Source organism: Parascardovia denticolens DSM 10105 = JCM 12538 (genome assembly GCF_001042675.1).
GTDB classification, from domain to species: Bacteria; Actinomycetota; Actinomycetes; order Actinomycetales; family Bifidobacteriaceae; genus Scardovia; species Scardovia denticolens.
On the sequence record NZ_AP012333.1, the window covers coordinates 494,961 to 513,537 of the forward strand.

18 protein-coding genes are annotated in these 18,577 nt (G+C 59.8%); 13 read left to right on the forward strand and 5 right to left on the reverse strand.

All coding sequences use genetic code 11. The features are described 5' to 3' along the window. Positions 1–192 precede the first annotated feature (192 nt). The 5 genes from PSDT_RS02115 to PSDT_RS02135 all read left to right on the forward strand — a co-directional run bounded on the left by PSDT_RS02115 (position 193) and on the right by PSDT_RS02135 (position 6,300). The gene (locus PSDT_RS02115) at positions 193–1,473 is read left to right on the forward strand and encodes a DivIVA domain-containing protein (protein ID WP_006290614.1); all 1,281 of its coding nucleotides are present in this window, start codon (positions 193–195) and stop codon (positions 1,471–1,473) included. A gap of 146 nt (positions 1,474–1,619) precedes the next feature. After that, a complete protein-coding gene (locus PSDT_RS02120; RefSeq protein WP_006289782.1) occupies positions 1,620–3,365 on the forward strand; it encodes an alpha/beta hydrolase in 1,746 nt (581 codons plus the stop codon). Between the two features lie 16 nt (positions 3,366–3,381). Then, the gene (gene recO / locus PSDT_RS02125) at positions 3,382–4,128 is read left to right on the forward strand and encodes a DNA repair protein RecO (RefSeq protein ID WP_006289783.1); all 747 of its coding nucleotides are present in this window, start codon (positions 3,382–3,384) and stop codon (positions 4,126–4,128) included. 4 nt (positions 4,129–4,132) lie between these two features. After that, on the forward strand, positions 4,133–4,936 hold the full coding sequence (locus PSDT_RS02130; protein WP_006289784.1) for an isoprenyl transferase: 804 nt from the start codon (positions 4,133–4,135) through the stop codon (positions 4,934–4,936). Positions 4,937–4,971: 35 nt separating this feature from the next. Then, positions 4,972–6,300 (forward strand): glutamate-cysteine ligase family protein, encoded by a 1,329-nt coding sequence (locus PSDT_RS02135; RefSeq protein WP_006289785.1) that lies wholly within the window; start codon positions 4,972–4,974, stop codon positions 6,298–6,300. 52 nt (positions 6,301–6,352) lie between these two features. Here PSDT_RS02135 and PSDT_RS02140 read toward each other — a convergent pair whose 3' ends face one another. The 5 genes from PSDT_RS02140 to PSDT_RS08505 all read right to left on the reverse strand — a co-directional run bounded on the left by PSDT_RS02140 (position 6,353) and on the right by PSDT_RS08505 (position 10,612). Continuing rightward, positions 6,353–6,772 carry a hypothetical protein gene (locus PSDT_RS02140; protein WP_223293604.1) on the reverse strand — a complete coding sequence of 140 codons (420 nt, stop codon included), beginning with the start codon at positions 6,770–6,772 and terminating at the stop codon, positions 6,353–6,355. An 11-nt stretch (positions 6,773–6,783) separates the two neighbouring features. Further along, complete coding sequence (locus PSDT_RS02145; protein WP_006289787.1) at positions 6,784–7,080, reverse strand: hypothetical protein; 297 nt, start codon at positions 7,078–7,080, stop codon at positions 6,784–6,786. A gap of 100 nt (positions 7,081–7,180) precedes the next feature. Beyond that, entirely contained in the window at positions 7,181–7,786 is a 606-nt protein-coding gene (locus PSDT_RS02150; RefSeq protein ID WP_006289788.1) for a hypothetical protein, read from the reverse strand. Positions 7,787–7,789: 3 nt separating this feature from the next. Further along, entirely contained in the window at positions 7,790–8,437 is a 648-nt protein-coding gene (locus PSDT_RS07810; protein ID WP_006289962.1) for a hypothetical protein, read from the reverse strand. A 3-nt stretch (positions 8,438–8,440) separates the two neighbouring features. Next, the gene (locus PSDT_RS08505) at positions 8,441–10,612 is read right to left on the reverse strand and encodes a hypothetical protein (protein ID WP_006289789.1); all 2,172 of its coding nucleotides are present in this window, start codon (positions 10,610–10,612) and stop codon (positions 8,441–8,443) included. Between the two features lie 289 nt (positions 10,613–10,901). Between PSDT_RS08505 and PSDT_RS02165 the strand changes: the two genes are divergently transcribed. The 8 genes from PSDT_RS02165 (at position 10,902) to PSDT_RS02200 (ending at position 18,575) form a co-directional block, all read left to right on the forward strand. Then, positions 10,902–12,344 (forward strand): glycine--tRNA ligase, encoded by a 1,443-nt coding sequence (locus tag PSDT_RS02165; protein WP_036737450.1) that lies wholly within the window; start codon positions 10,902–10,904, stop codon positions 12,342–12,344. An 88-nt stretch (positions 12,345–12,432) separates the two neighbouring features. Next, positions 12,433–13,569: a tRNA dihydrouridine synthase DusB gene (dusB, locus tag PSDT_RS02170; protein WP_048349444.1), complete on the forward strand. Its 1,137-nt coding sequence runs from the start codon at positions 12,433–12,435 to the stop codon at positions 13,567–13,569. Positions 13,570–13,789: 220 nt separating this feature from the next. Beyond that, positions 13,790–15,094: a cell division protein FtsZ gene (ftsZ, locus tag PSDT_RS02175; RefSeq protein ID WP_006289792.1), complete on the forward strand. Its 1,305-nt coding sequence runs from the start codon at positions 13,790–13,792 to the stop codon at positions 15,092–15,094. A gap of 61 nt (positions 15,095–15,155) precedes the next feature. Further along, a complete protein-coding gene (locus PSDT_RS02180; RefSeq protein WP_006289793.1) occupies positions 15,156–15,641 on the forward strand; it encodes a cell division protein SepF in 486 nt (161 codons plus the stop codon). Between the two features lie 18 nt (positions 15,642–15,659). Continuing rightward, the gene (locus PSDT_RS02185) at positions 15,660–15,941 is read left to right on the forward strand and encodes a YggT family protein (RefSeq protein WP_006289794.1); all 282 of its coding nucleotides are present in this window, start codon (positions 15,660–15,662) and stop codon (positions 15,939–15,941) included. 130 nt (positions 15,942–16,071) lie between these two features. Then, complete coding sequence (locus PSDT_RS02190) at positions 16,072–16,287, forward strand: DivIVA domain-containing protein (protein ID WP_006289795.1); 216 nt, start codon at positions 16,072–16,074, stop codon at positions 16,285–16,287. A 70-nt stretch (positions 16,288–16,357) separates the two neighbouring features. After that, positions 16,358–17,863, forward strand: a complete 1,506-nt coding sequence (locus tag PSDT_RS02195) for a DivIVA domain-containing protein (protein WP_006289796.1) — start codon at positions 16,358–16,360, stop codon at positions 17,861–17,863. Between the two features lie 73 nt (positions 17,864–17,936). Next, a complete protein-coding gene (locus PSDT_RS02200) occupies positions 17,937–18,575 on the forward strand; it encodes a signal peptidase II (RefSeq protein WP_006290610.1) in 639 nt (212 codons plus the stop codon). The last annotated feature ends 2 nt before the right edge of the window (positions 18,576–18,577 follow it).

Here is an 18,577-nt window from a genome sequence, read left to right on the forward strand (position 1 = left end):
AAATCCCCGATTTTCCTTCCTGGTCTTTCCCTGATTTGTAGTCTGATTAGCAGACTGTCCGTCGCTTTCGGGCATGGACGCCGCCTTGGCGTCAAGACCCCTGCAGGGGCGTGGTTACGCTAGGCGATGCCCAACGGCGGCAAGAGGTCGGCAGATGCGACAAGGCCAAATCAGACTGGTCGGGAGGTTTCAATGGCAGACAAGGCTTCGGATAAGGCGCAGGACCGCGGTGGGAAGCTCCCCTTGGCGAAGAAGAACGCCTGGGGCTACGATACCGAGCAGGTGGATGAGTTCCTTTCCCGCGCCCATCAGCTTTATGAGGCTCCTCAACCCCAACTCAAGCAGGAGGACATCCAGAACGTCCTTTTCACCTTGGTTCGAGGCGGTTACGACATCGACGCCGTCGACCGCGCCTTGCTCCGGTTGGAACAGGCCGCTGTGGACAAGCAGACCTCCTACCAGATCGCCAACCAAGGCCGCGTCGCCTGGCGCACCGAGACCGTGCAGCTCGCCCAAACCCTCATGCCCCGCGCCTTGGCGGACGATGGGGAGCGCTTCGCCGACGGTCAGGGGAAGGAGCCTTCTTACGATCGCAAGCAGGTCGATAGTTTCGTGGTCAACGTCATGACCAGGATCTGCGACGAATTGGGCATTCCCTACCGGAAAGCGGTCTCTTCCAGCAATTTCGATTCCGATGAGGACTTCGTCCCCCGCTACATCTCCACCGTGCTTTTCACGCAGCGCAAGGGGGACAAAGGCTATGACGAAGGCCAGGTGGACCTTTACCTGAACCGCGTCTCCCAGGTGGTCTCCCGGATCGTCTCTTTCAGCCGTCTGGAAGGGGTACCGGTCAAATCCACCATGGAGGGCGGGCAGAAATCCGACCGGCTTGGCGGATCGGCACAGGAGCAGGCTGATTATCAGGCGGTCGCTTCCATGGAGGAATCCCTTTTCCCGCAGAACCAGGCCTCGTCCCCGGCGCAAGGGTCTCAGCGGCCTCACGAGCAGCAGGAACAGCAAGACGGTCAGGGGCAGAAGGGGAGTAGCCCAGTTGCCCCGGAACGGGTTCCTGTCACCCCGTCCAATAATTCCAACGATGAAGAGGAACCGGTCCGTCTGAGCCCCTATGAAGGCGCCATGCCGATTTCCTTCGCCCCGAGCGCCAGTCAGCGGGTCCCTGCGGGGGTGCAGGTTCCCCACGGAGGGGAGGGGGACTCCCAAGCCGCTCCGGCAGGCGAGGACCCCTTCGCCCAGCTGGATCTTTCCGCCGAGCGAGAGGCGAATTATCAGATGCCTGATTTGGTCTTCCCCTCCACGCAAGACGCGGGAGAAGCGCAGGAGTCCGCGCGGCAGGAAGGGCAGGGTTCTTCTGGATTTCCTGGATCTTCTGATTCCCCTGATTCCGCCGACTCTCCTGATTCCTCCGCCGCTGGCGATTCCCAAGGCGACCAGGAGAATCAGCCCGGTCTGTGAGACAGGCTGGAGCTGCTTCTTCCCAGTGGTCTTCCCGCCCTCGCCGGATTCTTCTTTCCCGTCGGATTCCCCGTGACGATTCATGTTCATCGAGCGGCGTTCTTGGGCCCAGGCCCATTAATCCCCGCTTTGGTTAAGATAAGAACGTGCAAGGAAATTCAGGGGTAAAGAAAGCCGGACGTCAACCGGCCTGGCTGGAGCGTGCCCTGGTCAACCGACCAGACGGCTCATGGACCCTGACCAAACATCTTCTGGTCATCATCCCCATGTTCGCCTTGCTGTCCGGAATCCTCATCGGAACCTCCTACCTGACCCGCGTCCCCTGGGTTTACAGCCCCATCAACCAGACCATCTCCACCAGCGCCCGCAGCACGGCCATCACCTTCCAAGCGAACCCGGGGCAAGCCCTCCCTCGTCGAGGGACCTACCAGGTCGGCTCGGAAGAACGCTCTTTGACCATCGTCTCCTCCCAAGGGGCAAAGCAGCGGATCCGCATGACCTTGCGCTATCCGGTCGATTCCCAAGGAAGGCGGATCAGCTCCCAACAGACCGTCTACGGGTCCGCAGGCTTGCCAGCCCTGACCTTCCTCCATGGAGCTGGCACCGGCTATCACACCGATTTCCGCGACGTGGCCCAGGACTACAGCTCGGCCGGGTTCGTCACCGCGACCATAGACAAGCCGATGTGGGATACGACCGACATCAGCAGGGATTACCCCGCATCCGCGGTCGCCTACTCCCATGTGATCGATTACCTGGCCGCCCTGCCAGGGGTCAACCCCCATCAGGTGGGAATGTACGCCACGTCGGAAGGGGCCTGGATCTCCCAGATAGTCGAACGGATCAATAAGCGGGTGGCCTTCCAAGCCCTCTTGAGCCCCCTGGTGGCCAACCCCCGCCAAGCCATGGGGTACTTGGTCGTCCAGGACATGTCCATCCTGCACGCCCATCCGGGCTACTCCGCTTTGGCCGAACGGGTGGACAGCATGGATGGGGGGATCACCCGCATCCACAATTTCGATTTCCGCTTCGAAGACCCTTCCTTCCCCCGGTCCTATCATCTGCCGACTCTGGTGACGTACGGGAGCAAGGATGTGCTGACCGCGCAAATCAGCGGGGTCACCCGCATCATGGAGCTGGCCCACAAAAACGGCAACTGGAACGTGACCGTCCGCAACTATCCGGTGGGCAACCATGTCCTGCGGCTGGGCAACGAGGCCAATGGGGGCACCGTCCTCGCGGACCATTACGAGGATGACATGGTCGATTGGGCGGTGGGCACCGTCCTCGGGCTCAGACAGACCAGCCCGCGCATCGCCGGAGCCCAGCTTTACCAGACGATCCCTCTCTACAACGGGGCCAAAGGAAGCAAGCCCCTGACCATCTGCGTCCTGCTGACCGGCTTCCTCTCCGTCCTCCTGCTGGTCGTCTTCGCCATCTTCTGTCTGATCGTTTGTCTGATCAAGCTGGTCCGGGTCCTGCGGAAAGACAGGCGTCCCGTCCTGGGGCTCAACCGGCGGCTGAGGAGGATCATCGTGACGAATACGATCGTCTCTTTCGCCTGCGTGGTCCTCTTCGCCCTCGGTCTGGCCCAGGTGGTGGCCGGCATCGTCAACCTGGTCTGGGGGGCCGCTCCCGACTATTCCTCCTTCGCCTATTGGTCCTGGATCGTCAGCCAGGTCATGGCTTTCGCCGTCGTGGTCTCCATGAGCTCCGTCTTCTCCGGCCTGGCTGAGATAGCCGATAAAAAGACCCGCCAGCTCATGAGGAAACGGCCGGTCAGCCGGGTTGTCGCGGACAAGAATCTGGGTCTGGTCTTCTTCTGGATGGGGATCGGCACCATGTTCGTCACTCTGCTTTTCCTGGCCTGTCTGGGCCTTTTCGCGTTCTAAGGCAGGGGGTGAGCGGATGCCGACTTATCGCGATCAAGGGCTGGTCCTGCGGGCCATCAAGCTGGGAGAGACGGACAGGATCATCACCATCCTCACCTCCCGTCATGGCAAGATTCGGGCGGTTGCCAGAGGGGTGCGGCGGACCAGGTCCCGCTTCGGCTCCCGGCTGGAGCCTTTCATGCGCGATGATCTCCTCATAGCCCAGGGAAGGAAGGAGCTGGATACGGTCAGCCAGGCCGTGGTCATCTCCGCTTACGCCCCTAAGATCGTGGCCGATTACGAGGCTTATCTTTCCGCCAGCGTGATTGTGGAAGCGGTGGATAAAGTCGTCTCCGACCTGCGGGAAGGCAGCGAATCCGCTCATCGTCAGTATCTCCTGGCCGTGGGCGCTTTGGCTGCTTTGGCCGCCGGGAAAAGGCCGCCGGCTTTGGTGGAGAACTCCTTCCTCCTGCGTTCGGTCAGTCTGGCCGGGTGGACCCCCCGCCTGGATTCCTGCCTGGTCTGCGGCCGCCAGACCGATCTGACTTATTTCTCCGTGGAATCGGGCGGGGTCATGTGCAAGGACGACCACGTCCCTGGTTCCCGCAGGCTGAGCCCCCAGGCCCTCTTTCAGCTGCGGGCCTTGCTGATGGGGGACTGGAAGGCCTTGGAAGCGCAGACTTCGCCCGAGGGCCGCCTCGCCGCCGAAGTCGGGGAAATAGTAGAGGAATGGTCACAATATTATCTGGAAAGGCCTTTGCGTGCCACTCATTTGCTACATTGATGGCATGAGTTTCGATCTCGTCGATTACACCTCTTTGAGCCTGCCTGCGGCCCCTTTCTCCGATCCCTCCATCATCCCCCATTTCCCCTCCGGCAAAGTGCCCAAACATGTGGGGGTCATCATGGACGGCAACGGGCGTTGGGCCCAACAGAGGGGTCTGGTCCGCACCGAAGGCCACAAGGCGGCGGAACCGGTGGTTTTCGACACCATCGCCGGGGCCATCGAGGCCGGGGTCCGTTATCTGAGCCTTTATACCTTCTCCACCGAGAACTGGAAACGGTCCCCGTCGGAAGTTCGCTTTCTCATGGGTTTTTCCCGTGACATCATCCACCGGCGGGTCGATCAGATGAACGACTGGGGTGTCAGGGTCCGCTGGTCAGGCCGTCGGCCCCGGCTGTGGAAATCCGTCATCGAAGAGCTGGAAACGGCCATGGAGAAGACCAGGAAAAACAAGACCATCGACGTGGTCTTCTGCATCAATTACGGCGGCAGGGCGGAGATAGCCGACGCGGCCGCCCAGATCGCCAGAGAAGTGGCCGCAGGCAAAATCAAGGGGGACCGGGTGACGGAGAAGATGATCTCCGAACACCTCTATAACCCCGACATCCCTGACTGCGACTTGGTCATCCGCACGTCCGGCGAGCAGAGGACCAGCAACTTCCTGCCATGGGAGGCCGCCTACGCGGAGTTGGATTTCGTCCCTGAGCTGTGGCCGGACTGCGGGCGGCAGGTGCTCTGGCGGTCCATCGACCACTATACCAACCGGGACCGTCGCTTCGGCGGAGTGAAAAAACCGGTGGGGAAGTGACCGCCAGGCCTCCTCCCTCGGCTAAGATGGGGCCTATGATACAAGGCGTTCGTATAGGCAGGCGGGAATTCGCGGATGAAGGGAAGTCCAATATCCACGAATTCGACTACTGGCATCAGGACCACAAGGTCAATCCCAAGCACAGGCGCTCTTTGGTGGATTTCTACCTGTCGGGAGTCAAGGTCGAGATCAAGGCTGGAGATGCTGATGATGCCAAGGCTTCACCGGTCGGCGGCTTGGGGGTGGAGATCGAACATCTGCCGGTGAGGTCGGCCGATAATCCCTTGGGACTTCCAGCCGGCCAGGCGGTCACGTTCGCGGAGCCTCATGGCATAGCCCAAGTCCTGCAGGACCTGCGTCCCCTCTTCGACCCAGCCAGGGAATTCCATGATGAGGGATATCTGCTCGGCCTGGCCAAAAAAGGCTACGCCTTGTCCTTGGAACCGGGCGGCCAGGTGGAATGCTCCTTGGATGTGGCCGCCAACGGCGATCAAGTGGTGGAGTCTTACTCGCTTTTCCGGGCCGATATCGACCCCGTTCTCAAGAAGCACGGTATCGAACTGCTTACCTACGGCTATCAGCCTCATACCCTTTGCCGCAGGATTCCCATCATCCCTAAGGCCCGCTACCACTGTATGGACCAGTTCTTCGGGCGGCTCGGCTCCTTCGGTCCGAATATGATGCGGGCCTCGGCATCCACCCAGGTGAGCATCGATTATTACAGTCAGGAAGACGCCATCGAGAAGCTCCGCCTGGGAACCGCCCTGGGGCCGATCAGCGCTTACTTCTACCGCAATTCGCCTTTCTTTGAAGGGAGGAGGAACCCTTACCCCCTTCTCCGCCAGCATTTCTGGGAGTCGATCGACCCCAACCGCGCCGGCATCCTCCCTGGCCTGTACGATGATGGCTTCGATTTCGAGCGGGCGGCCGATGATATCCTGGCAGCCCCTCTCATGGTGGCCGATCTGACCCACACCCCTGAAGCCGCCATAAGCGGCAAGGAGGAAGACGGGCTGGTCTCCATGGAGACCTATGCCAACGCGGCCGAAATCTATCCGGACCGGGAGCTCAATCCTTACGAGATCAACCGCATCATCTCGACCCACTTCAACGACGTGAGGCTCAAGAACTTCCTGGAGCTTCGGCCCTGGGACTCTTTGCCCATCGACCGTGTGCGGACTCTGTCCGACCAGGTCTCCGCCCTCTTCTATGACCGTTCCCATCTGGAGCGGGCGGCCTCCTTCTTTCGCGGGGTTCGGGCCGTGGATGTGGAAGAGGCCAAAATCTCCTTGCAGGCTCACGGTGACAAGGCCCGGCCTTATGGCGAGGATCTGGATTTCTGGCGCGGCTTCCTGACGTTCTGACGGCGCTAGGACGATTTATGCGGTTTTCTGGCCGGTTGTGGGACGGGATGGGTCAATCGCAGGATGGGGAGGGCGAGGAATCCCATGCTCGGCGTTTCTCGTAAAGGAGCCGTTCCTTTTCATCGTCCATCTGGTGCAAGGCTTTGTTGTGACTTTCCGTATAGTCATCGAGAGACCGGATGAAAGAGGAAATCGATTCTTCCACATGAGCGCAGGCATCATCGGCGAAGGAGAAGGAGAGCATGCCGTCGTTCGCTTGATCCTGAACGGCGAGCAGCTCTTTCTTCGCGGCGGCAAGGAGCTCCTCGCAGGTCTGTTTGACTTTCCTGGCTTCTTTGCGGGAGTGGGCCATCTTCGTGTCGATTTCATCGATTTTTCTGCTTAATTCATTTTGCGTTTCTTCGAGATCGTCGTATGGCTGGCCGCCATGAGCCGAATCATCGTAAGGCTGGTTGTCATCGTCGGAAAACACGGGACTCCCTTTCACCGAAATCTTTGAGCGTTCGTCCTGTCGCTTTCATGCAGGGTTTTATCGATGGAGATGATCTTCTTCGCCTCATTGGTGATGCAGTCGTTCCATTTTTCGAGAACACCACGCGCCATGGCGGTGAGGCTGTCGTAATCCATGTTTCCAGGAACGGGAGCGAGGGAAGCCAATTCGCTTGTCTGTGACTTTGCGTAGCCGGAAGCCCCTTTTTTGAGGGCGTCAGCGGCCTGTTGGGCTGCGGAGGGATCTGTTTGCAAATCTGTGTCATTCATGATGGAACGATACATAGTCATAGGAATCCTTTCAGTTCATTTTCTTATCGGTTTTGGTCGCTTCCAGGGGTCGTCCTCGAGGAGGGGGATGGGGCCGGCAGGCCGGAAGCGGAATGGTCATTCATCTATTAGTGTCCTTGATGGAATAGAGTTGTTGTAGGTCGGTACTTGTGTAGTAATCGAAATTGGAATGGTGACCGTGGACTGTTTCTCCTGCTTTGTGCCCGTTGAAGTCGTGTTTGTAGGTGAGGTGGGCGTTCTGCTGGCACCAGGCGATGAAGGCGGGTGCGTTGTCGTGGGGGTTGTGGTGGGGGTGGAGTGTGTTGTTTTTCCAGTTTTTGCCGTAGTGGTCGTTGATTTGGCGGAGGCTGGTGGTGTGGTGGGGGTGGAGTGTGTTGTAGGTGTGGATGGCGTGGGTGAGGGGTGTGGTGGCTTCGGGTCGGGTGATGGTGGTTGGCCAGGCGTCGGGGTTTTTCTGCCGGGTGACGGCGTCGGGTGGGTTGGTGAAGGCGGCGTGGCGCAGGTCGTGGCTGATTTCGTTGGTGTAGGCGCGGATCATGGTTTCGGCGGCGTGTTGGGGTTCGAGTCGTGTCTGGTGGATGTGGTCGTTGATGGCCAGGGCGGCGAGGCAGGCGGCCAGGGCCAGCAGGGCCAGCAGGGCCAGCCTCCGTCTCCTCCACCAGGAGGAAGACGGGGCCGGCAGGCCGGAAGCGGAATGGTCGTTCATCTATTAGTGTCCTTCGGGCTGAGCTTCAAAATCAAATTGGTAGTCTTCGACAGAGTGTGCTTTTGCGAAGCGTTTTTGGATGAAATCATAATTTGAGAAGGTATCATTTTTGACGGTGTCTCCTTTGTGGTGGTGGGTTCCGTCGGGGTCGGTGGTGTCGTGTTTGTAGGTGAGGTGGGCGTTCTGCTGGCACCAGGCGATGAAGGCGGGTGCGTTGTCGTGGGGGTTGTGGTGGGGGTGGAGTGTGTTGTTTTTCCAGTTTTTGCCGTAGTGGTCGTTGATTTGGCGGAGGCTGGTGGTGTGGTGGGGGTGGAGTGTGTTGTAGGTGTGGATGGCGTGGGTGAGGGGTGTGGTGGCTTCGGGTCGGGTGATGGTGGTTGGCCAGGCGTCGGGGTTTTTCTGCCGGGTGACGGCGTCGGGTGGGTTGGTGAAGGCGGCGTGGCGCAGGTCGTGGCTGATTTCGTTGGTGTAGGCGCGGATCATGGTTTCGGCGGCGTGTTGGGGTTCGAGTCGTGTCTGGTGGATGTGGTCGTTGATGGCCAGGGCGGCGAGGCAGGCGGCCAGGGCCAGCAGGGCCAGCAGGGCCAGCCTCCGTCTCCTCCACCAGGAGGAAGACGGGGCCGGCAGGCCGGAAGCGGAATGGTCGTTCATCTATTAGTGTCCTTCGGGCTGAGCTTCAAAATCAAATTGGTAGTCTTCGACAGAGTGTGCTTTTGCGAAGCGTTTTTGGATGAAATCATAATTTGAGAAGGTATCATTTTTGACGGTGTCTCCTTTGTGGTGGTGGGTTCCGTCGGGGTCGGTGGTGTCGTGTTTGTAGGTGAGGTGGGCGTTCTGCTGGCACCAGGCGATGAAGGCCGATATCTCATCGTCGTTGATTCCCGGCGATGAAGGATTCACCAGTATATGCAGATCTTTCAGCAGCTTGTTTTTCGTCAGGGAAGGCAACTGACCTTTGCTCCTGGCGGCTGCCAGCCATGCGTCATAAGCCTTCTCAAGGGACTTTTCGTGTTCGTGAGAGAAGATGAAGGTGCTGGAATCCGGTGAAGAGTAGTCACGGTAGCCCTGGGGCTTGTCGTTTCGGTAGGTGAAGGGATTGACGTCGGAATATTTGAGCTGTACGCTGCTCCCATCCTTGAACAGAGGGTTGTCGTGGTCCATGCGTTTTTCGTAAAGGGACAGGCTGCGTTCAATCCGTTCTTGCTCTTTCTCCCCCATCTGCTGAAGGATGGCTTTGAATACGTCCGCCGCGGTGGAGAAACCGACGATGGGGATGGAAGAGAAGAGGGCACCCTCCATCCGCTGAAGGCCTTTGACAATAGCGGCTTGGGCGGCCGCGGTGAGGATGACGTAATCGGAGCCGGTTTCGCCGTCGACGGCTACGTCTTTTTGCAGGAGGGAGAGCATGTTCGCCACATCTTGCGGATTGCCTGTGATGGTGACGGTCGTTGTGTAGACGGAATAATCAGGGGGTCCAAAAGGGATGATATGAGTGACATGCGGTGAATCAATGCGGAAAACAAGAAGCCGGGCCGTCGTCGCCACATGATGGTCTTTCGATATTCCGTCAACCGGCGCATACTTGATGACGTTGACATGCACTTGCGGGCCGTTGACATCCTCGGACCAGATGGCTTTCAGACCTTTCTTTATCTCCCTGGTCACGGGTGCGGCTATGGCCGAATCAAGCAGGCCTTTCACCATGGCGATGTCGCCCCAGCGGATGGCGGTTTTTGGATCTTCCAGACTGTTGCTCAAAGGGTTGTCCGCCAGGTAGTCCCTCGCCTTGTCCCGCATACGCTTCATGAAGGATGAAGCCTTGAAGCCGTAACCTTTGATACGCAAATCTAAGCCATTGCCGTAGGGGCACTTCGAATGGCCGGGCATATTCACCGTCATCTGGCCGGTCGGCGCATACGACGCTGAGATTGCCTTCTCCAAGGCGGAGATTCCCTTCGGCCCGTCTTCGGACATGTCCGTCAAGGTCTTCATGGCGGTTTCGACGGTCTCATCGCTGACGATGTAACTGGGCAGGATGCTCAGCGCGCGCCAGAGGTCTGTGTTCGCCTTTCCGGAACCATGGGAGTAGAGTTCCTCCTTCGTGATTTTTCCGTCTTTCATCGCTTTCTGATAAGCTTTGAGCTCGGCGCCTTTCAGATAGTGCGAGGCGAAGGTGATCTCGACTTTCCGCGCTTCGCGTTCAAAATGGGACAGCCACGTCATATCCACAGGAGATCCGGAGACCATCTGGACCTCGGATGTCTTCACGGAATTCATGATGGTCCGCAGTGCCTGAGCTTCCTGGTAAAAGGAGGCGGACTTTCTTGTATATTCCTCGACGAGCCTGATCTTCCGTTCGAGTTCTGCCGCCCGCTGATCCAATGATTTTATCATCGTGTGGCATAATCTGATCCCTTGTTCCCGGACCAGGGGAAGGAGAGGATCCTTCGCATCAATTTTGCTGATGGCGGTAAGACGCTCTCCCCATGCGCGTTCTTCGGTATCCGCGGCTTGTATCGCTTTCCTGAGTTTATCCGTATCAACCGAGCCATCAGATTCCGAAGGCTCCAATTTGCCGGCGGCGGTCCTGTTCTTCCGGTCGCCATTGGCTAAGGCTTCGAAAAAGGCTTTCTGGGCGGCGGCGAATTGGGACTGCTCGTACAATTCCTTGTTCAAAGCTTTATAAGCCTTGCTTTTCAAACCATAGGAGTCGAAATCAAAGGAAGAGAGACGAGTGACCCACGCCTGGGCATCGCTGGCTTTCCCTTCCCAAAATCTGGCGTCGCGGTCCAGACTCGTCTTCAAAGCAGGTATGTTTATTCTCACTGACGCACGTTCCCCTCATGTTTTCTCTTCGGGACCGTCTCCAGCATAGTGGGCCTGGAAGACAGTCGTTGGAGCCCATCGGCATCATGGCCAGTCAGGATGAGAGGGGGACCTGTGGGGGTACCGCTTCCCAGGGTTTCTTCGATGCCCGGCCTTGCGGCTGTGAGCCGTCATCCATACGGCAGCCGGGCTATCATAGGGGTCGTATAATGTAGGGGAATCGATGGCCGTGTGCGAGCCTGACAAGGCGCACGCGGGACGATTGTGGACTGAGACCAAAGGATTTACCGTGGCAGAATCGAAACTTGAAGCAGTCACCCAACTGGCCAAACGCCGGGGGTTCGTCTTCCCCGCCGGGGAGATTTACGGCGGCACCCGCTCGGCCTGGGACTACGGCCCTCTGGGCGTGGCCCTCAAAGACAACATCAAGCATGAATGGTGGCGGTCCATGGTGACCACCCGCGGCGACGTGGTGGGGGTGGACACTTCCGTCATCCTTCCGTCCGAAGTCTGGGTCGCCTCTGGCCACGTCAAGGTCTTCAACGATCCTTTGGTGGAGTGCCTTAACTGCCACAAGCGTTTCAGGGCGGATCACCTGGAGGAGCATTTCGAGGCCAAACACGGCCGTCAGCCTTCCGGCATGCTCGAGATCCCCTGCCCCGCCTGCGGAACCGTGGGCAAGTGGACCGAGCCCCGCGATTTCAACATGATGCTGCGCACCCACCTGGGGCCGGTCGAGGACGAAAACTCCCTCCATTACCTGCGGCCCGAAACCGCCCAGGGCATCTTCGTGGACTTCGCCCAAGTCCTGGGGACCTCCCGCCAGAAGCCGCCTTTCGGCATCGCCAACATGGGCAAGAGCTTCCGCAACGAAATCACCCCGGGGAACTTCATCTTCCGCACCCGTGAGTTCGAGCAGATGGAGATGGAGTTCTTCGTCAAGCCCGGAGAGGACGAGGAGTGGCATCAGTACTGGATCGACGCCCGCCGCGCCTGGTACATCGACCTGGGAGTCAACCCTGACAATCTTCGCCTTTATGAGCACCCTAAGGAGAAGCTCTCCCATTACTCCAAGCGGACGGTTGACATCGAGTACAAGTTCGGTTTCCAGGGCTCCGATTGGGGCGAGCTGGAAGGCATCGCCAACCGGACCGATTACGACTTGTCCGCCCACTCCCGGCATTCGGGCAAAGACCTGTCCTACTTCGACCCGGCTTCCGGCGAGCGTTACGTCCCTTACGTGATTGAGCCAGCCGCCGGTTTGACTCGGTCCCTCATGGCCTTCCTGGTGGATGCCTACGATGTGGATGAGGCTCCCAACACCAAGGGCGGGGTGGACACCCGTACAGTCCTCCGCCTGGATCCCCGCCTGTCCCCGGTCAAGGCCGCGGTTCTGCCTCTGTCCAAGCAGCCTGACCTGCAGAACATCGCCCACCGGCTGGCTGACGAGCTGCGCGAGGATGATTGGGACATCGACTACGATGAGGCCGGCGCCATCGGTCGCCGTTACCGTCGTCAGGATGAGATCGGCACCCCCTTGTGCGTGACCGTGGACTTCGACACTGTGGACGACCAGGCCGTGACCATCCGCGAGCGCGACAGCATGAAGCAGGAACGCGTGGCCCTGGGCCGGGTGGCCGATTACGTCGGGTCTTTCATCAGGGACAAGCGCAATTCCTATCCTCGCACTCCGCAGGCGGTCGCTGAGGCGAAGGCGGACGAAAGGGGATGATTCCTCTGTGACTGACAGCCCTGAGAGCACCCGCGGGAGCGGGAGCCCATGTCCATCTTCGCCTTTGGCCCAGGCCTTGCCCGGCTTCATGCTGGGGGAGCATGAGGTCAAGAACCCGGTGATCCTGTCTCCCATGGCCGGGGTGACCAATTGGCCCTTCCGCCTGTTGTGCGAGGGCTATGGTCCTGACGGTCTTTACGTGGCCGAGATGATCACCGCCCGTGCCTTGACGGCCCGCAACCCCAAGGCCTTCCGCCTCTGCCGCTTCGCCCCTTCTGAGAAGTTCCGCTCCTTGCAGCTGTACGGGGTCAATCCTCTCGTCGTGGAAGAGGCGGCCAAGATGGTGGTGGACGGTGACATGGCCGACCATGTGGATCTCAATTTCGGCTGCCCGGTCCCTAAGGTGACCCGGCGCGGGGGAGGGTCGGCCCTGCCTTGGAAGACGGACCTCCTGCAGGACCTCATCCATCGGGTGGTGGCCGTCTGTCAGCCCGTCGGAATCCCCGTCACCGCCAAAATTCGGGTGGGGGTCGACGACGAGCATGAGACCATGATCGAGGCGGCCAAAATCATCGAAGGGGAAGGTTGCGCCTTCGTCACCCTCCACGCCCGCACCACGGCCCAGTATTACGGGGGCCACTCCGATTGGTCCCGCATCGCCCAGCTCAAGGAAGCCGTGTCCATTCCCGTCATCGGGAACGGCGACATCTGGACGGCCGAAGACGCCATGGCCATGGCCAGGCAGACCGGCTGCGACGGGGTGGCCATCGGCCGCGGCTGCCAGGGCCGCCCCTGGCTTTTCGGCGATATCAGGAACGCATTCGAGGGAAGGAACGAGCGGTTCGACCCGAGTCTGGCCCAGGTGGGGCAGACCATCGTGAAACACGCCCACTTTCTGACCGAGTTCTACGAGGGGGACGAAAATATGGCCGTGCATGACCTGCGCAAGCACATCGCCTGGTACCTCAAAGGTTTCCCGGTGGGGGGCAAGACCAGGGCCGCCTTCATGTCCTGCGAGACGATCGCCCAGGTGGAGGAGAGGCTCTCCCTCTTGGACCAGAACGCCCACCTGCCCGCTTCCCTGGCTGATAAGCCCCGGGGCCGCACCCGTTACGCCAAGAAAGTCCATCTGCCTTATGGATGGCTGGATTCGCGCCGTTTGACCGAGGAGGAAAAGAAGGCGGTCTACGAAGGCGGCGCTGACATCGAAGACGCTTCCTACTGACGGATCGAGCCTCCGCTTCGGGGTTCAACGCCTCCAAAGACGAAGAGGGTTTGACCCCGGCTGAGGCCAATAAAATCAAGTCCTTACAAAATCTCCATCTTTTCACGTTCCAGACACACAAAATTCACTAAATGTCTATATTTTTTGGAAGTATCATATATGTCATTAGTTTTTTGCGTTAGAGTTGGGTGTAGAAAAACGCGATACGACAGGAGCAGGCATGAGCGATCTCGATCTGAATGAAGAGCTGAGCAGCAAAGCCATCGAAGAGCTCGGCAGCAAGACGATTATCAAGGTCGTTGGCGTCGGCGGCGGCGGCGGCAACGCGGTCAACCGCATGATCGACGAAGGCATCAGCGGAGTGGAATTCGTAGCCATCAACACCGATATGAAGGACCTGGCCAAGAGCGACGCCGATATCCGCATCGCCTTGACCGATTCCTCCAGCCGCGGCCTCGGCGCCGGAGCCGACCCCGAACGCGGAGCCAAGGCCGCCCAAGACCACCAGTCAGAAATCGAGCAGGTCCTCAAAGGGGCGGATATGGTCTTCGTGACCGCAGGCGAAGGCGGCGGCACCGGAACCGGGGCCAGCCCCATCGTGGCCCGGGCCGCCCGTCAGCAGGGGTCGGTCACCATCGGCGTGGTCACCAAGCCTTTCAGCTTCGAAGGCGGTCGCCGCATGGCCTCCGCCGAAGACGGCATTGACAAGCTCCGCAAGGAAGTGGACGCCCTCATCGTCATCCCCAACGACCGCCTGCGCGAGATGGACACCCAGGACCTCAACATCCGCGAAGTCTTCCAACTGGCCGACTCCTCCCTTATGGCCGGAGTCCGTTGCATCACCGACCTGATCAACTCCACCAACCCCATGATCAACGTGGACTTCCAGGACGTGAGCACCGTCCTGAGCAACGCCGGGACCGCCATGTTCGGCATCGGTTCCGCCCGTGGGGAAGACCGGGCGGTCCAGGCAGCCGAGAAGGCCATCAACTCCCCCCTGATCGACACCCCCATCGATGGGGCCACCAGCATGCTGGTCAACATCGCCGGTCCGACGGACATGGGCTTCCGCGAGTTCGAAGCCGCCGCCGACCTCATCTCCAAGTACGCCGCGGATGGCGCCACCATCATCACCGGTATCGTCAATGACGATTCCTACGGCGATGAAGTGGTGGTCTCCGTCATCGCCACCGGCTTCGAAGGCAGCCCGCGTGTCACTGCTTCCACCCAGGCCTCCCAGCCCGCCGGCAAGCTGATCGCCGAACCGGCAGCCGAGCCCGTGGCGGACAGCACGTCCGAACAGTTCGTCGTCCGCCCGGCCCAGAGGGACGAAACCGGGGAGCGCCCGGTGGTTCCTCCCGCTTCGACCGCCTCCCAAGCCGCTCCGGCTCCTCAGACTTCCCAGCCCGCTCCCGCCGCTCCGGAGCAAGCCTCCCAGCCTGTCCGTCCATCCCGTCCCGTCCAGCCCGAGATCCCCGAACCCGATCCCGCCGGCGACCTGGACATCCCCGATTTCCTCCGCTGAGGCCGCGGTTCCAGTCATTCTTAAGAATCCTTAGGGAGCAAGCTCGTGAAAGGAGTTGAACATGGCGAATCCATTCAAGGGGGCTATGTCTTTTTTCGGCCTGTCAAGCGCCGAGGAAGAGGATCAGGATCTGGCCGAATACGACCAGAAGCAAGGCGAGGGCGACTCCACTTTCGATGAAGACGCCAACGTGGCCCCCGGCCCCGCTTTCACCAGCCGCGAAGGCTCTTCTTCCTCCCTCCTTTCTCCCAGCCCAAGCCCGAGGTCGCGTATGAACCGCATCACCACCATCCATCCCAAGACTTACGAAGAGGCCCAGTTGGTCGGCCGGGCCCTGCGTGACGGCGTCCCCGTCGTCCTCAACCTGACCGGGGTGCCGGAGGCGGTCGCTTACCGAATCGTGGATTTCTCCGCCGGCGTGGTCTTCGGAGTGCGTGGCTCCATCGAACGCGTGACCCCGCGGGTCTTCCTCCTGTCTCCCGCCCAAGTGAACATCAAGGTGGAAGAAGTCGCCCAAGATAATGGGACCGCCGGCCTCTTCGACTAAGGCTGGTACTATTCTGGCATGATCCTTTTGCAGATTTCGCATATCGTGCGCATCCTGCTGAGCGCTTACTTGGCTGTGCTGACCGTGCGCATGATCCTGGATTGGGTGGCCTTCCTGACCCACTGGCAGCCCGGCCGCGTCCTGTACCCGCTGGTCAACGCCGTCTACACCCTGACCACGCCGCCCATTCGCTGGATCGGGAAAATCATCCCACCCCTGCGTTTGGGGGCGGTGGCTCTGGATATGGGCTTCATGGTCCTCTATCTGCTGATTTCCCTTTTGATCGGCTTCCTTCCGTAGAGAATCAAGGGAATCATGAGAAGCTGGAGAGGGAAGCGGAAGGGAAGGCTTCTTCCCCTCCGGCCTTTTACTCCAATCATGATAGGATGAAACGGATATTCCACCGGACGATTGCAAATCGGAGTTTATTATGGCACTTTTGACACCAGGCGACATTCGCAGTAAGAAGATTCCGCTTGCAAGCCGCTTCAAGCAGGGCTATGACCTGGACGCCGTGGACGATTTCCTTGAGGAGTGCGCTCAGACGGTGGATGAGCTCGGCAAGCAGCAGTCCAAGACCCAGACGCGGTATACGGAATCAGACGATGACGTTGTGAATTCCGACTTACCCCCGCTCTTTAGCTAGGGCGACGATACCTCAGCCGTGATAGGATGAAGAAGGTATTTTACCAAGCGATTACAAATCGGAGTTTATTATGGCACTTTTGACACCAGGCGATATTCGCAGTAAGAAGATTCCGCTTGCAAGCCGCTTCAACAAGGGCTATGACCTGGACACCGTGGACGACTTCCTTGAGGAATGCGCTCAGACGGTGGATGAGCTCGGCAAGCAGTATAAGACGCAGACCCAGTCCTTGGGACCGGATGTCGCCGCTTTGAACACCAAGGTGTCTCAGTTGGTCGGCGAGAACGCGAAGCTGCGTAACGAGCTCAGCTCCGCCCAGGAGAAGCTGCAGCAGAGTGCCAGCGAGGCCCAGTCCTCGAGGTCCTCCCAGGAGTCCGAGGAAGCCGCAGCCGCCAAGGAAGAGCTGAAGGCGGCCAATGAGAAGGTGGAGGCCCTGTCCTCCCAAGCCGAGCAGGCGAAGGCTCAGATGGACACCCTGAGAGGTCAGAACGACCAGCTCAAGTCCCAGGTGGACCAGCTCAATGAACAGCTCAACCAGTTGACGGCCCAGGCCGCTCAGGGCGACTCTTCGGCCGAAGCTCTACAGCAGCAGATCGCCAGTCTCAAGTCCGAACGCGACGATTATCTCGCCCGCGGCGAAAAGCTGAGCCAGGAGCTGCAGGCCTCTCAGGTCTCCCTCCAGGATTCGGCCAGGAAGCTGGAAGAATCCCAGGTCCAGGCCCAAGCCCAGTCCCAGCAGGTGCTGGCCTTGCAGCAGAAGCTGCAGGAAGTCGGCAACGAACTCAGCGCCTCCCAGCAGCGCGAGGAGGCCTTGCGCCAGCAGGTGGCCGCCAATGAGCCGAGCAGCGAGACAGGCAGTCTGGAGAAGATCGCCGCCGCCGGAGACGAGAAGCAGGCGACTTCCGAGAAGGCGGCCCAGATGTTGGCCATGGCAATGGAATTGCACGACAAGTATGTGAACAAGGGCAAGGATGAGGCCGCCCAGCTGGTCAACCAGGGACACGACGAGTACAACCAAGCCGTCGCCGAGGCCAACGCCTACTCCACCAGGACCCGTAATGACGCCGACCAGTATTCCAAGGACACCCATAGCTCCGCAGACGCTTACGCGGCTCAGACCCGTAACGAGGCTGACCAATATTCCACCAAGACCCGTAACGAGGCCGATCAGTACGCCAAAGACACGCATGACGCCGTGGACGCCTACTCGGCCAAGACCCGCAACGACGCCGATAACTATTCCGCCGTCACCCGGTCCGAAGCCGATGAATATGCCAAACAACAGCGGGCCGACGGCGAGTCCTACGCGGCTCAAGTTCGACAGAACGCCGACGCCTACGACAACAAGACCCGTGGCGATGCCGACATGTATTCTCGTCAGGTCAAGGACAAGCTTTACGCCGACTCCAAGGTCATCGAAGGCAACATCGACAACCTCAAGCAGTTCGAGTCCGATTACCGCAGCCGCCTGACCAGCTTCCTCGGTCAGTTGGCCAATCAGATCAACAACTCCGACAATTTCCAGCAGCCCGGCCAGGAGCAGAGCCAGGCGGAAGCCTCGGGACAGCAGAACTAAAGAGCAAACAGCAGTCGTGACCCGGCGAAACCCGCCGCTTGTCTGGGTGGCTACCAACGGATAAGATGGGGTCATGACGAATAAGAGCTCAGGACGATGGCACAGCCGTACAGGCTGTTCCATCGTCTTTTTCTGTCTGGTGATCATCGGCCTTGTCTTCGACCAAATCACCAAACGTTTGGCCGTCCGCTCTTTGGGCGACGGAAGGGTGGTGCCGATCCTCGACGGACGCCTGCAACTGGAGCTTTACCATAATCCCGGGGCCTCCTTGGGCTTGGGGTCGTCGGCGACCTGGCTCATCTCCCTGCTGGCTTTGGCCACTTCGGTCCTCATGCTCTGGGCCGGTCTGACCACGGATCATCTGGGTTGGATCCTGACCCTTGGCCTGGCTTTCGCCGGGGCGGACGGGAATCTGATTGACCGGATCATCTACGCCAACGGCTTCCTCAATGGCAAAGTGATCGACTTCATCAACTACGGCTGGTCCATCGGCAACGTGGCCGACATCTTCCTGACCGTGGCCGCGGTCGGCTTCATCCTGCTCCTGCTTACGCAGACTCCCATCCAAGGTTCCGGGGACGAAGACGAAGGCTCCGATTCGGAAGATGGCCAGTCGGATTCGACGGATTCGGCAGGAGTGGTGAGCCCGATGGACTCGGCAGACCCCACGGACTTGACCGATTTCGCGGTTTCTGAGGCGACCGGTGCCTGACG